At 61.2% G+C, this 13,170-nt stretch carries 12 protein-coding genes; 8 read left to right on the forward strand and 4 right to left on the reverse strand.

Annotation, left to right across the window (positions count from 1 at the left end):
• Genes ACA061_RS15180 through ACA061_RS15200 form a run of 5 tightly spaced genes read left to right on the forward strand, consistent with a single transcriptional unit; the run spans position 1 to position 5,878 of the window.
• A complete protein-coding gene (locus ACA061_RS15180; RefSeq protein ID WP_042559487.1) occupies positions 1-945 on the forward strand; it encodes a DUF58 domain-containing protein in 945 nt (314 codons plus the stop codon).
• A complete protein-coding gene (locus tag ACA061_RS15185) occupies positions 942-1,439 on the forward strand; it encodes a DUF4381 domain-containing protein (RefSeq protein ID WP_497299530.1) in 498 nt (165 codons plus the stop codon). The genes ACA061_RS15180 and ACA061_RS15185 overlap by 4 nt, the downstream gene beginning before the upstream one ends.
• Entirely contained in the window at positions 1,432-2,511 is a 1,080-nt protein-coding gene (locus ACA061_RS15190; RefSeq protein ID WP_042559489.1) for a vWA domain-containing protein, read from the forward strand. Before ACA061_RS15185 ends, ACA061_RS15190 begins: the two co-directional genes overlap by 8 nt.
• The gene (locus ACA061_RS15195) at positions 2,508-4,244 is read left to right on the forward strand and encodes a tetratricopeptide repeat protein (protein WP_497299531.1); all 1,737 of its coding nucleotides are present in this window, start codon (positions 2,508-2,510) and stop codon (positions 4,242-4,244) included. The genes ACA061_RS15190 and ACA061_RS15195 overlap by 4 nt, the downstream gene beginning before the upstream one ends.
• On the forward strand, positions 4,241-5,878 hold the full coding sequence (locus ACA061_RS15200; RefSeq protein WP_497299532.1) for a BatD family protein: 1,638 nt from the start codon (positions 4,241-4,243) through the stop codon (positions 5,876-5,878). The genes ACA061_RS15195 and ACA061_RS15200 overlap by 4 nt, the downstream gene beginning before the upstream one ends.
• 116 nt (positions 5,879-5,994) lie before the next feature.
• Here the strand turns inward: ACA061_RS15200 and ACA061_RS15205 are convergent, their stop codons facing one another.
• Positions 5,995-6,339 (reverse strand): DUF7957 family protein, encoded by a 345-nt coding sequence (locus tag ACA061_RS15205; protein ID WP_497299533.1) that lies wholly within the window; start codon positions 6,337-6,339, stop codon positions 5,995-5,997.
• A 305-nt stretch (positions 6,340-6,644) separates the two neighbouring features.
• Here ACA061_RS15205 and ACA061_RS15210 point away from each other — a divergent pair, with 305 nt between their 5' ends.
• From ACA061_RS15210 to ACA061_RS15220, 3 genes are read left to right on the forward strand one after another with little or no spacing between them, the layout of a single operon-like run.
• Positions 6,645-7,889, forward strand: a complete 1,245-nt coding sequence (locus tag ACA061_RS15210) for an exonuclease SbcCD subunit D C-terminal domain-containing protein (RefSeq protein ID WP_497299534.1) — start codon at positions 6,645-6,647, stop codon at positions 7,887-7,889.
• Positions 7,886-11,527 carry an AAA family ATPase gene (locus ACA061_RS15215; protein ID WP_497299535.1) on the forward strand — a complete coding sequence of 1,214 codons (3,642 nt, stop codon included), beginning with the start codon at positions 7,886-7,888 and terminating at the stop codon, positions 11,525-11,527. The genes ACA061_RS15210 and ACA061_RS15215 overlap by 4 nt, the downstream gene beginning before the upstream one ends.
• Positions 11,524-12,108, forward strand: a complete 585-nt coding sequence (locus ACA061_RS15220; RefSeq protein WP_497299536.1) for a glutathione S-transferase — start codon at positions 11,524-11,526, stop codon at positions 12,106-12,108. Before ACA061_RS15215 ends, ACA061_RS15220 begins: the two co-directional genes overlap by 4 nt.
• Before the next feature lie 8 nt (positions 12,109-12,116).
• Here ACA061_RS15220 and ACA061_RS15225 read toward each other — a convergent pair whose 3' ends face one another.
• The 3 genes from ACA061_RS15225 to ACA061_RS15235 form a co-directional block, all read right to left on the reverse strand.
• Positions 12,117-12,374 (reverse strand): hypothetical protein, encoded by a 258-nt coding sequence (locus ACA061_RS15225; protein ID WP_042559497.1) that lies wholly within the window; start codon positions 12,372-12,374, stop codon positions 12,117-12,119.
• Positions 12,371-12,583: a hypothetical protein gene (locus tag ACA061_RS15230; RefSeq protein WP_150602746.1), complete on the reverse strand. Its 213-nt coding sequence runs from the start codon at positions 12,581-12,583 to the stop codon at positions 12,371-12,373. The genes ACA061_RS15225 and ACA061_RS15230 overlap by 4 nt, the downstream gene beginning before the upstream one ends.
• Positions 12,584-12,847: 264 nt before the next feature.
• Positions 12,848-13,027, reverse strand: a complete 180-nt coding sequence (locus ACA061_RS15235) for a hypothetical protein (RefSeq protein WP_150602747.1) — start codon at positions 13,025-13,027, stop codon at positions 12,848-12,850.
• Positions 13,028-13,170: the final 143 nt, after the last annotated feature.

Consider the following 13,170-nt stretch of genomic DNA (forward strand, 5'->3'; position numbering starts at 1 on the left):
ATGAACGCCCCTCTGCCGTCCGAACCGGGCATCCGCGTCAGCCTCGCCGAGCTGATCGAGATGCGCCACCGTGTGCGCGAAGTGCAGCTGTTTTCCACGCCGAGCCAGCGCAGCCCGCTGATTGGCTTGCACCACTCGAAATTCCGCGGTCGTGGTGTCGACTTCGATCAGGTACGGGTTTATCAGGCCGGCGACGACGTGCGTACCATCGACTGGCGCGTTACCGCTCGCACCCAGGAGCCGCACACCAAGCTGTTCCATGAGGAACGCGAACGGCCGATCTTCATCATGGTCGAGCAAAGCACGCGGTTGTTTTTCGGCTCGGGGCTGATGTTCAAATCGGTGCTGGCGGCGCAAGTGGCGGCGTTGATCGGCTGGGCCGCGCTCGGCCATAACGACCGGGTCGGCGGGCTGGTGTTCGGCGACAACGAGCACTACGAAATCAAGCCACGACGGAGCAAACAGAGCCTGCTGCAACTCCTCAACCGTTTGGTGAAAGTCAACCAGTCGTTGCACACCGAGCGCGAACCGGATCGCGATACGCTCGGCGTGGCCCTGCGCCGCGCCCGTGAAGTGCTGCGTCCGGGCAGTCTGGTGATCGTGATTTGCGATGAGCGTGCGCTTTCTGATAGCGCCGAGCAGCAACTGAGTCTGCTTTCGCGGCATTGCGACTTGCTGATGCTGCCGCTGTCCGATCCGCTCGATCACGCACTGCCCGCCGCCGGTCTTTTGCGCTTCGCCGAACGAGGCGCGCAACTGGAACTCGACACGCTCAATTTCGACCTGCGCCAGACCTATCGCGCCCAGGCCGAAGCACGTATCGCCCGCTGGGAATTGCTCGCGCAAAAGCTGCGGGTGTTGCTGATGCCGCTGAGCACACAAAGCGAGATGGTCGAGCAGATGCGCGAGTTCCTCAATCCGCAGCGACCGGGGAAAGGTCGATGAACGGCCTCGAACAACTGCAACCGCTGATTTCCCCGCCACCGATTGCCTTCTGGCCGCCGGCACCGGGCTGGTGGCTGCTGCTTCTGTTGCTGCCGCTGCTCGGTTTTGCCGTGTGGCGTTTGCGCCGTTTCATCCCGATTAAAAAAAGTCCGGTGGTGCGCGCCGAACAGCCGCTCGACCCGGTGCGCATCGCCGCCCTCGCCGAACTGGCACAAATGCCCAAACCCTACGACGGCGCTCCGGCCGGAGCCTGGCTGCAACAACTAAACGGCTTGCTCAAACGCCTGTGCCGCAACCACTACCCCTACAGCCAGAGCCACACGCTCAATGGCCGCAAGTGGCTGGCGTTTCTCGACAACCGTTGCCCGGCCGCCGGGCTGACGCGCTGGATGGTGCTGGTCGAAGGCGCCTACAAACCGGAATGCAAACTCGACGACAAAGCCATCGCCGGCCTGACCCAAGCGGTCGACACCTGGATTCGCAAGCATGTTTGAATTCGCCTGGCCGTGGATCTTTGTGCTGTTGCCGCTGCCGTGGCTGATGCGCCTTGTGCTGCCGGTGGCCGACAGCGGCGAGCCGGCGTTGAAAGTCAGTTTCCTCTCGGACCTTGAAGGCCTTGCGCGTCGTCGTGCTCGGGCCAATTTGCCGGCGTGGCGCCAACAGGCACCGTTCATTTTGCTGTGGCTGCTGCTATTGAGCGCCGCTGCGCGCCCGCAATGGCTTGGCGAACCGCTGCCGATTGCTGCCAGCGGACGTGATCTGCTGGTCGCGGTGGACGTGTCCGGATCAATGGACTTCCCTGATATGCAGTGGCAGGACGAGGACGTCAGCCGCCTGACTCTGGTGCAGCACTTGCTCGGCGACTTCCTCGAAAGCCGCGACGGCGATCGCGTTGGCCTGATCCTCTTCGGCAGCCAGGCTTATCTGCAAGCACCGCTGACCTTCGACCGCCACACCGTGCGCGTCTGGCTCGACGAAGCGCGGATCGGTATCGCTGGCAAGAACACCGCTATCGGCGACGCCATCGGTCTGGCCCTGAAACGCCTGCGCCTGCGTCCGGCGCAAAGTCGCGTGCTGATTCTGGTCACGGACGGCGCCAACAATGGCGGCGAAATCGACCCGCTGACCGCAGCGAAACTGGCGGCCAGCGAAGGCGTGAAGATCTACCCGATCGGCATCGGCGCCAATCCGGAAGACAGCGGTTCCACCGCGTTGCTCGGGGTCAATCCGAGCCTGGACCTTGACGAACCGGCGCTCAAAGCCATCGCTGAAGTGACCGGCGGCCAGTACTTCCGCGCCCATGACGGCAAAGAGCTGCAAGCGATCAAGGACACCCTCGACCAACTCGAACCGGTGACCCAGCAACCGACTCAAGCGCGTCCGGCGCAGGCGTTGTATCACTGGCCTCTGGCGTTGACCCTATGGCTGAGCCTGCTGTTGGTCGCGCGCGAATTGTGGCCGGACAACCCGTTGCAACGCCTTTTCAACAAGGAGCTGTACCTGCAAAGTCCGCTGCCTGACTGGCGTGAGCGCCTCAAACGCTTGCGTCTGCGGAGGCGCCGATGATCGCCCTCTGGCCACACTGGTTCCGTCCGTGGTGGTTGCTGCTATTGCCGTTGCTCGGCTGGCTGATCTGGCAACTCTGGCATCGGCAAAAACGCGCTGGCCGCTGGCAGATGATTTTGCCGCCGGCATTCCACGCCACTCTGCTCAGCGGCGGTAACGGTCGCGACAGCAAATTGCCGTGGGTCGCCCTCGGTGTTGCGTGGCTGCTGACGATTCTGGCGTTGCTTGGGCCGAGTTGGGAGCGCGTCGAACAGACCAGTCAGAAACCTGCCGATCCGTTGGTGGTGGTACTGGAACTGACTCCGGAAATGCTTGCAACCGACTCGCCACCCACGCGTCTGGAACAGGCGCGGCGCAAGTTGTTTGACCTGTTGCAGGCACGCAGCGATGCGCAGACCGCCATTGTCGTCTACGCCGGTAGCGCCCACACGCTGGTGCCGCTGTCGGATGACCTGGCGACCAGTCGCAATCTGCTCGACGCTCTAAAGCCTTCGCTGATGCCGCAAAGCGGTCATCGCGCTGACCTTGCGGTGAGCAAAGCGCTGGTATTACTCAAACAAGGTGCGCTCGGCCAAGGCCGGATCCTGTTGATCGGCTCATCCCTGAATGAAGACGAGCGCCAAGGCATTCGCCGTGCGCTGAGCGGTGAGTCGGCGCAACTGTTGATGCTCGGCGTCGGCACCGCTGAAGGCGCACCGATTGCCCAGGAGGACGGCAGTTTCCTCAAGGATGAACAAGGCGCGATCCGCGTGCCGCAACTCGACAGCCCGGGCCTCGGCGCCTTCCTCAACAGCGTCGGCGGTGACTATCACGTCGCACGGCTGGACGAAGGCGATCTGGGCGCCCTCGGCCTGCTCAACGGCCCGCGCAGCCTGCGCGATGACGGCCAGACCGTGCGCCTCGACACCTGGGCTGATCAGGGCTACTGGCTGCTGTTGCCGCTGTTGTTACTGGCGGCGTGTGCCGGGCGTCGCGGCTGGTTGTTCTGTCTGCCGCTGCTGTTTTGCCTGCCGCAGCCAAGCTACGCTTTTGACTTCGAAGACTTATGGCTGCGCCCCGATCAGCGCGGGCTGCACTTGCTCAAGCAGAAACGCCCCGCCGAAGCGGCGCAACATTTTGCCGATCATCAGTGGCAAGGGGTGGCGTTGTACGAGGCCGGCGACTACAGTGGCGCCGCCCAGCGTTTCGCCGAAGGCAGCGATGCCCGCGCCCACTACAATCGAGGCAACGCGCTGGCGAAAAGCGGTGAACTGGACGCCGCAATCGACGCCTACGAACAGGCCCTGGAGTTGCAACCGGACTTGCGCCCGGCGCAGACCAACAAGGCGCTGGTGGAAAATCTGCTGAAGCTGAAAAAAACACCACCGCCCGCTGAACCGGAGCGCAATCCGACGGAGCAAAACCTGCCCGGCGATGAACCGCCGCCAGCGACCGCGCCGCCACCTGCGGTACAAAGTGAAACCCAAAGCGAGGCTCAGCCCGCCGAGTCGGCCAGCGAACCACCACCGACCGCCCCGCCGCTGCCAGGCCCCGACGAATTGCCAGGCAGTGAGGAGGAAGAGGAAACGAACACCGTGCCGACGCTGCGCCCCAGCGAGGACAACCTCGAAGGCGAGCAACGTCAGGCGCTGGAACAATGGCTGGGCAAGATCCCGGATGACCCCGGCGAACTGCTGCGACGCAAATTCTGGTACGAACAGCAACAACATCAGGATCAGGAAAACACTCGATGACCCGCTTCACCGTTCTCTTGCTGCCCCTGCTGATCTGCACGGCCACCGCGCACGCGGCCGAGCTGACCGCCAGCGTGGATCGCAGTCGCCTGAACTCCGGCGAGACGGTCGAACTCACCCTCGAAACCAGCGACGTCACCCAGTTCGGCAAACCCGACCTGACACCGCTCGAGCCGCTGTTTGAAGTGCGCGGCACGCGGCAGGTCAACCAGTTGAACACCCTCAGCGGCGACAACCGCGCCACCACGCGCTGGATCATCACCCTGTTGCCGAAGGAAAACGGCAGCGTGCTGATTCCGCCGCTGCAATTGGGCGATGTACAGAGCCAGCCGATCACCGTGCAAGTGGTCGAAAGCGATAGCCGCGAGGACAAAAACAAACTCGATCCGGTGTTCATCGAGGCCAGCCTCGATCAGTCCAGCGTCTACGTGCAGGCCCAGGCGATCCTGACCCTGCGCATCTACCATTCGGTGTCGCTGTACGACGACAGCAGCCTGACCCCGCTGCAAATCGCCGACGCGCGCATCGAGCAACTGGGCGACACGCGCACCTACGAGAAAGACATCAACGGCGTGCGCCATGGCGTGATCGAAATGCGCTATGCGATCTACCCGCAGCACAGCGGCTTGTTGACCATTGCACCGCAGACGTTCAGCGCAACGCTGGTCGAGACTCAGCCCGCCCAGGACTCGGCCGCTCAAGGGCCGAAACCCGGCAAACTGATGCGAGTCAACTCTGCGCAAATCCCCCTCACGGTCAAACCCAAGCCGCTGACCTACCCGATCGATGCACCTTGGCTGCCGGCCCGCAGCTTGAGCCTGAGCGAAAGCTGGAACCCTGAGCCCGAACACACTCAGGTCGGCGACTCGCTGACACGCAGCCTGACCCTGAAGGTCGAAGGTCTGGCCAGCTCTCAATTGCCCGCCATGCCCGCCACCGAAGTCAACGGCCTGCGCCGCTACCCGGATCAGCCGGTGCTGAGCAATCAGAGCAGCGACCGTGGCCTGATCGGCAGTCGTGAAGAACGCGAAGCGCTGGTGCCGAGTCGCAGCGGATCAATCGATCTGCCAACGGTGGACGTGGTGTGGTGGAACACTTTCGAGGATCACCTGGAACACACGAGCTTGCCGGCGCGCACCCTGCAAGTGGCCAACAACCCGAGCCTGCAAGTCGATACCCCGACCGGCAGCCTGCAACCGAGCGCGGGCGACAATGATGCGTTGTGGTGGTGGAAACTCAGCACGCTGATCCTGGCCTGCACCACCCTGCTCGGCTTCGGCCTGTGGTGGCGCGCACGTTGGCAACCGGCAGTGCACCGCGCCGCGCAAACCGGCCCGAGCCCGCGCACATTGATGGACGACATCAAGCGTGCAAGCCAGGCCAACGATCCGCACGCAACCCGCCAGGCGCTGGATGCCTGGGCCCGCCAGCAACCAGAAACCCTGGCTGACATGGCTGCGCGGTTTGTGCCGCTGTCGGATGCGCTGGATGGGCTCAATGGTGCGCTGTACAGCGAGACCGGCCAGCACTGGCAAGGCGAGGACTTGTGGCGGGCGATCCGAACCATTCCGGCGGCGGAACGGGTGCAGGATCCGGTGGGTGATAGCGGGTTGCCGCCGCTTTATCCGAAGTAAAAAGCAAAAGATCGCAGCCTTCGGCAGCCCCTTCAGGCCATCATTGTTCACCCCGTAATTTGGTGTGAACAGGATCCCCAGCAGGATCTGCCGAAGGCTGCGATCCTTTGGTTTTGCTATCGATCAAACGCCACAGCAGATACCTCACCAGTGTCCAGACTCACTGAGTAATCCGCTCCTATCCAGTTTCCCGCAATCAACCGTCCCTCATTGTCACAAGCGATACTCATATAGGGTTTGTCTGTCTGCGTCCCGTGCGGACTCTCGGCAATCTGCCAAACAATTGCACCGCCTTTTGCGACCGCAAATATATTTCTATTGAAAATAATACCAATTGGCGGCGCAACTCTAACCACACAAAAGCTCCCACACGCTAAAACGTCCGCCACTGCATAAGGCAGATCAATCGGCGCACCACCGATGAACAACTTCCCGCATTCGATGTAAAACTCATTGTTCACTGAATACGCCTCGGGCAACAGACCCCCACGCTGGGCCGATCAGAGCAAGCAGCGTGAAGCAAGGCTACTAGCGCTCTGATATCAAATTAGGGGCGCGATCTTAGAAGGCCACTTTTTTTGCGTCAATTAATGGATGCATCCGTCATCCGTTGCTGAGGAACGATCAGGGTGAATTCCAGCTCTCCTTCAGCCAGCGCTCGATGCCACAACCAGCCTCCCACCGCAATAATCTGTAAACTCTCCCCTCTTTCGCCGCCCCTCATTTCCCCGCGGCCATCACCTCTTTAATTGTTGCGGAGTCCACCTTGCGTCTGTTTCACACCTCCGACTGGCACCTTGGGCAAAACCTGCACGGCCAGGAGCGCGATTTCGAGCATGCGTGCTTCCTCGAATGGCTGCTGCGCCAGCTGCAATTGGCGCAGCCGGACGTGCTGTTGATTGCCGGTGACATCTTCGACACGGTCAATCCGCCGGTCAAAGCCCAGGAACGCCTCTACGATTTCATCGTCAGCGCCCACGAGCAGCAGCCGTTGCTGACCATCGTGATGATCGCCGGCAACCACGATTCCGGCTCGCGGATCGAGTTGCCCGCGCCGTTGATGCGCCGTTTGCGCACCCACGCACTGGGTCGCGTGCTGTGGCTGGACGATGGCCAACTCGATGCCGAACGTCTGTTGCTGCCGCTGCCGAATGCCCAAGGCGAAATCGCCGCGTGGTGCCTGGCGTTGCCGTTCCTGCGCCCGGCGGAAGTGACTGGCGCACACTTGGGTGACAACTATTTGCGTGGCATTGGTCAGGTGCATGAATGGCTGATCGAAGCGGCGAATGCCAAGCGCAAGCCGGGCCAGGCGCTGATCGCCATCAGCCATGCGCACATGGCCGGTGGTTCGGTTTCGGAAGACTCGGAGCGCAGCCTGATCATCGGTAATGCTGAAGCCCTGCCCGCCAGCCTGTTCGGGCCGAGCATCAGCTACGTCGCCCTCGGCCACTTGCACAAACCGCAGAAGGTCAACGGTGAGGAGCGCATTCGCTACAGCGGCTCGCCGATTCCGTTGTCGTTCTCGGAGATTGGTTATCAGCACCAGATTCTCGATGTAACCCTCGACGGCGAAACGCTGGTCAGCGTCGAACCAAAACTGATCCCCCGCGCGGTCAACTTGCAGCGCATCGGCCCGGCGCCCTTGGCGGAAATCCTCGTGCAACTGGCGGACTTGCCGAACGTCGATCTGCTGGCCGAAACCCAGCGCCAACCGTGGCTGGAAGTGCGCGTGCGCCTCGACGAGCCGCAACCGGATCTGCGCCATCAGGTAGAAACCGCCCTGCAAGGCAAAGCTGTGCGTCTGGTGCGCATCGCCGCCGAATACGCTGGCAATCGTGGTGCCGATGGCATCGAGGACGGCACCGCGTTGATCGAACTTGACCAACTCACGCCCCAGGAATTGTTCAGCCGCGCGTGGCTCGACAACTATGGCAACGAGGTCGATGAGCAGACGCTCAAGGACTTCGCCGAACTGTTGCAGGACGTGCAAATGGAGGGCGAGCAGCCATGAAGATTCTTGCCATTCGTTTGAAGAACCTCGCCTCGCTGGCAGGTCCGTTTGAAATCGACTTCACTGCCGAACCGCTGGCCAGCGCCGGTCTGTTCGCGATCACCGGCCCGACCGGCGCCGGTAAAAGTACTTTGCTCGACGCATTGTGCCTGGCGCTGTTCGGCGCCGTGCCGCGTCTGAACAACACCGGCCGTGATGCCAAAGTCCCGGATGCCGATGGCGAAATCGCCACCGGCGATCCGCGCACGTTGCTGCGTCGCGGTACCGGTGAAGGCTACGCCGAGGTGGATTTTGTCGGTGTCGATGGTCGTCGCTACCGTGCGCGCTGGGAAGCCAATCGTGCGCGGGAAAAGGCTGGCGGCAAGTTACAGGCCAGTCGGCAGAGCCTGCGCGACATCGATCAGGATCAACTGCTCGCCAGCCAGAAAGGCGAATACAAGACTCAACTGGAAGCCGCGCTGGGCCTGAACTTCGAACAGTTCACCCGCGCCGTGCTGCTGGCCCAGAGCGAGTTCAGTGCCTTCCTCAAGGCTGACGACAACGATCGCAGCGAACTGCTGGAAAAACTCACCGACACCGCGCTGTACACGCGCCTCGGCCGTCGCGCCTTCGACAAGACCAAGGAGGCCCGCGAAGCGCACAAGCTGTTGCAGGATCAAGCCACCGGCGTCACCCCGCTGGCGCCCGAAGCCCGGGCGGAACTGGATGAGCGTTTCAATACTGCGCAACAACAACTGAAGTTGCAGCAGACGCAACTCAAGCAGCTTGAACAGCAGCACGGTTGGCTGAAGGATTTGCGCCTGTTGCAGGACTCGCAGCAAGCCGCGACCGAGCAACTGCACAGCGCGCAACAGCAATGGGAAAGTCTGGCCGGCGAGCGCGTCAAGCTGACGCGCCTGGAGCAACTCGGCCCGCAACGTCACCAGTTCGCGCGTAAATCCGAACTGGATGCGCTGCTCACACCGTTGGCCGCACAGATTGCCGCGCACACCCAGCAACATGCAGAACTGAGCAACCAGCAGACGCTGCTGGAGCAAAATCTGACGGCGGCGAAAGTCGCCCTGAGCGAGGCACAACAGCGTCAAAGCGAGAATGCCCCGCTGTTGCGTCAGGCCTTTGAAGAACAAAGCACCCTCGCCCGCCTCGCCAAGGAAGCAGCCGGCAGCGCCGATGCCAAACAGAATGCGCAGCAAGCGTGCACGCAAGGCCAGAGCGATATACAAGCCTTGCTGGAAAAGCAGGGCCAGGTCGCTGAACGCCTGCAACGCATCGCCGCCGGGCTTGAGCAAAGCGCTCACCTTGCACCGTTGAGCGATGCGTGGAATGCCTACCGCGATCGTCTCAAACAGTTAATGCAGATCGGCAATCGGCTCAATCATGGTCAGGCCGAACTGGCTTCGCTCGAAGAGAGCGCCACGCGCAACGCTGAGGCATTCGCCGCACAGAAGCAGCAACTTGAAGTGCTGTTCAAGGAGGCCGGCGCCGAACCCGATGCCGTCGCCGAACAGATCGGCATCCTCGGCAATCTGTTGCAGGACAATCGCAAGCAACTGCGTGCCTTCGAAGACCTGTCGCGCCTGTGGGCCAGCCAACAGGATCTGCACAAGCGCAGCAGCGAGCTGCAACAACGCCAGCTCAGCGCCCAGCAGGAACGTGATCGCCTGACCCAGGACGGCGTGAAAACCAAGGCTGAGCTGACCGTCGCCGAACAGACCCTCAACGTCACCCGCGAACTGCTGGAGCGTCAGCGTCTGGCCCGCAGTGCCAGTGTCGAAGAGCTGCGCGAGCAGTTGCAGGACGATCAGCCCTGCCCGGTCTGTGGCAGCAACGAGCACCCATATCACCAGCCCGAAGCGCTGCTGCAAAGCCTTGGTCGCCACGATGAAAGCGAGCAGGCCAACGCCCAGCAAATAGTCGATCAGCTCAAGGAAAAGCTGGTTGAACTGCGCGCTGAGGTTGGTGGAGTCATTGCTCAGCAAAAAGAGCTGCTGCAACAACAGGAACAATTGGCCGCTCAGCAACAGGCGCTGGCGCCGAGCCTCGACGCTCATCCGCTGTCGGCGCAATTGCATAATCAAGACGCCGATAAACGCGACGCCTGGCTCACCCGCCAAAACGAGCAATTGAATCAAAGCATCGCTCAGGACGAACAACGCCAAGGCGCCCTGCTCACCCTGCAACAGGACGCCGCGCGCCTGACTCAGCAATTGCGTCAGGCCGAAACTGCGCATCAGCAAGCGGCGCAGCACTTGAGTAACCAGCAGCGCGAGTTGAGCAGCGATCGCCAGCGCCTAGACGAAGAACTCACCGCGTTTGGCAGTCTGCTGCCGGCGGACACCCTCGAAGCCTTGCGCCTGGAACCTGCTGCGACGTTCATGCAACTGGACCAGCAGATTGCCGAGCGCCTGGCGCAAGTCGAGCAGCAGAAGGAGGAACTGGCCGAGCAGCAACAACGTCAGCAAACGCTGGAGAAAGAACAGGATCGCCAGCAGACCCGCCTGCAGCAATCGCAAGCCGCCGAACAGCAATTCAATGCGCTGGCCGAGCAACAACAGGCTTGCCAGCAAAAACTCACGCAACTGCTCGGTGAGCACAGCAGCGCCGAGCACTGGCAGCAGCAACTCGAACTCGCCGTTGAGCAGGCACGCAACGCCGAAACCAGCACGGCTCAAGCGCTGCAAAACGTCAGCACGCAACGCGTGCAGATCGCCGCCGAGCTCAAGGCACAGCGTGAACGTTTACAAGCGCTGGAAAGCGAAGACAAGGATCTCGCCGGCAAGATTGCCGACTGGCGCGCCCGCCATCCTGAACTGGACGATGGCGGTCTGGAAGATCTGTTGCGGGTCGATGATGCGCAACTGGCTGAATTGCGCGAACACTTGCAGCGCAATGAAAAAGCCATCGAACAGGCCAAAGTGCTGTTGCAGGAACGCGATCAGCGTTTGCTCGATCATCAGGCGCAGCACAACGGCAATCTCGATGCCGAACAACTCGCCAGCGCCCTCGTTGACCTGCAGCACCAGTTCAACGTCAGCGAGCAGCAATGCGCCGAATTGCGCGCCGAACAGGCTGAAGACCAGCGCCGACAGAACGCCAATCAGGCACTGGCGCAGCAAATCGCCGACGCCTATGCCGAGTACCAGCGCTGGGCACGTCTGAGTGCGTTGATCGGTTCGGCGACGGGCGACACTTTCCGCAAGATCGCCCAGGCCTACAACCTCGATTTGCTCGTGCACCACGCCAACGTGCAGTTGCGCCAACTGGTCAAACGCTATCGCCTGAAGCGCGGCGGTAGCATGCTCGGCCTTCTGGTGATGGACAAGGAGATGGGCGACGAATTGCGCTCGGTGCATTCGTTGTCCGGCGGCGAGACATTCCTGGTTTCGCTGGCCCTTGCGCTGGGCCTGGCATCAATGGCGTCGAGCACGCTGAAAATCGAATCGCTGTTTATCGACGAAGGCTTTGGCAGCCTTGATCCGGAATCCCTGCAACTGGCGATGGATGCCCTCGACGGCTTGCAGGCGCAGGGCCGCAAGGTCGCGGTGATTTCCCACGTGCAGGAGATGCACGAGCGAATCCCGGTGCAGATTCAAGTGCTGCGCCAGGGCAACGGTTTGAGCACGCTGGAGGTGAAATGAATACGCTGTACTCATTCCGCCGCTGCCCTTACGCCATGCGCGCGCGGATGGCCCTGCGTTATTGCGGCGTGCCGGTGGAAATCGTCGAGGTCAGCCTCAAGGCCAAACCGGCCGAGATGCTGACGATCTCGCCCAAGGGCACGGTACCGGTGCTGGATGCGGATGGTCGGGTGATCGATGAAAGCCTGGAAATCATGCGCTGGGCGCTGGCACAGAATGATCCGCAGGATTGGTTGCTCAGCGGTGATGCTCGGGTTGCCGAGTTGATCGAAGCCAATGATCAGGTGTTCAAGGTCCATTTGAACCGCTACAAATATGCCGAGCGCTATCCCGAGCAGCCGATGGAAGTTTATCGGGCCGAGGGGGCGGAGTTTTTACGCAGGCTGGACGAATTGCTTGAAGGGCGCGATTACTTGCTGACCGATCATCCGAGCCTGGCGGATGTGGCGTTATTGCCGTTCGTACGCCAGTTCGCCCATGTCGATCGCGAGTGGTTTGCGCAGACGCCGTACGTTCGCCTGCAAGCCTGGCTTCAACACTTTCTCGAGTCTGACCTCTTCACCTCGATCATGAAGAAATAACCACGGGTTCAGGCCAAAACCTGGCACATCCCGAGGGCCGAGCAATCCACTTCGAACGGCCCGAGAAAATTCGCTGCGGCCTTGCTCGGCGGATTGCCGGCCAGCAGCCCCAGCGTATTCGCCCGCTCGATGTCGTGGGCGATGTTGTGATTGGCCTCTATGGCTCGTGCCAGCGCTCCCACCGAACCCTGCCCAATGCCCAGCAACGACGCGCCGTTAGTCATCAACGCGAGACTGGCGATAACCCAAAGTCTGTAGCCTTTCATGCGCCGCCGACTCCTGCGAGTTCAGCCCGGTCGACCATCACGCTTTGCGAGCGGTGTTCGAACTGAATGCCGGGACTTGCGACCTGAATCGGTGCGTCGAAGCTGTGTTCCATCTGCGATGAGATGCTGACGATCAGCACCAGCGCCAGGTACAGGCCGATGGCCAGGTAGGCGCCGAATTTGGCAGAAGAGATGATTGCGCTGGCCATGGTGTTCTCCCGTGGGCATGTTTCGATGCCCACAGAATCGATCAAAAAAGCTGTGGCAACCACTCAGGGTTTTCCATAGTGAACATCAGCTTCGTTGATCATTAAGCCGGTCTATTTCGGCGTTGAATAAAACCTATCGTGTGGTCAAACGCACACACATGTAGGAGCTGCCGAAGGCTGCGATCTTTTGACGTTGAAGATCAAAAGATCGCAGCCTTCGGCAGCTCCTACAGGAGATCGTGTATCTCTCGGGAACGGGGAATTTCAGTGTTGGGCTTTGTGATCCAGCGCAGCGTAGAAGTTGGCGCTCTGTTGCAGATATTTCTGGGTGTAGCTCTGGGCGTGGGATTTTTTGCTGTTGATTTCGACGTTGGCACTGGCTGGCAGAACCACGGTGGCGGAGATGGCGGAAGCGGCGATGACGGAGAAAAGATTGAAGTTCATGGCGGTAACCCTCGTGTTCGGTTGGCTTGCTTGCCCGGTTGGGCTGTGGAGCCAACTTAACGCTCGAGGGTTGATCGCTTGAAATGCTTTGTAACAGTAGCAGTTATCAGCGCGATTAATACATAGAGACAGGCCCCGCGAAC

Source organism: Pseudomonas sp. LBUM1668, assembly GCF_059695715.1.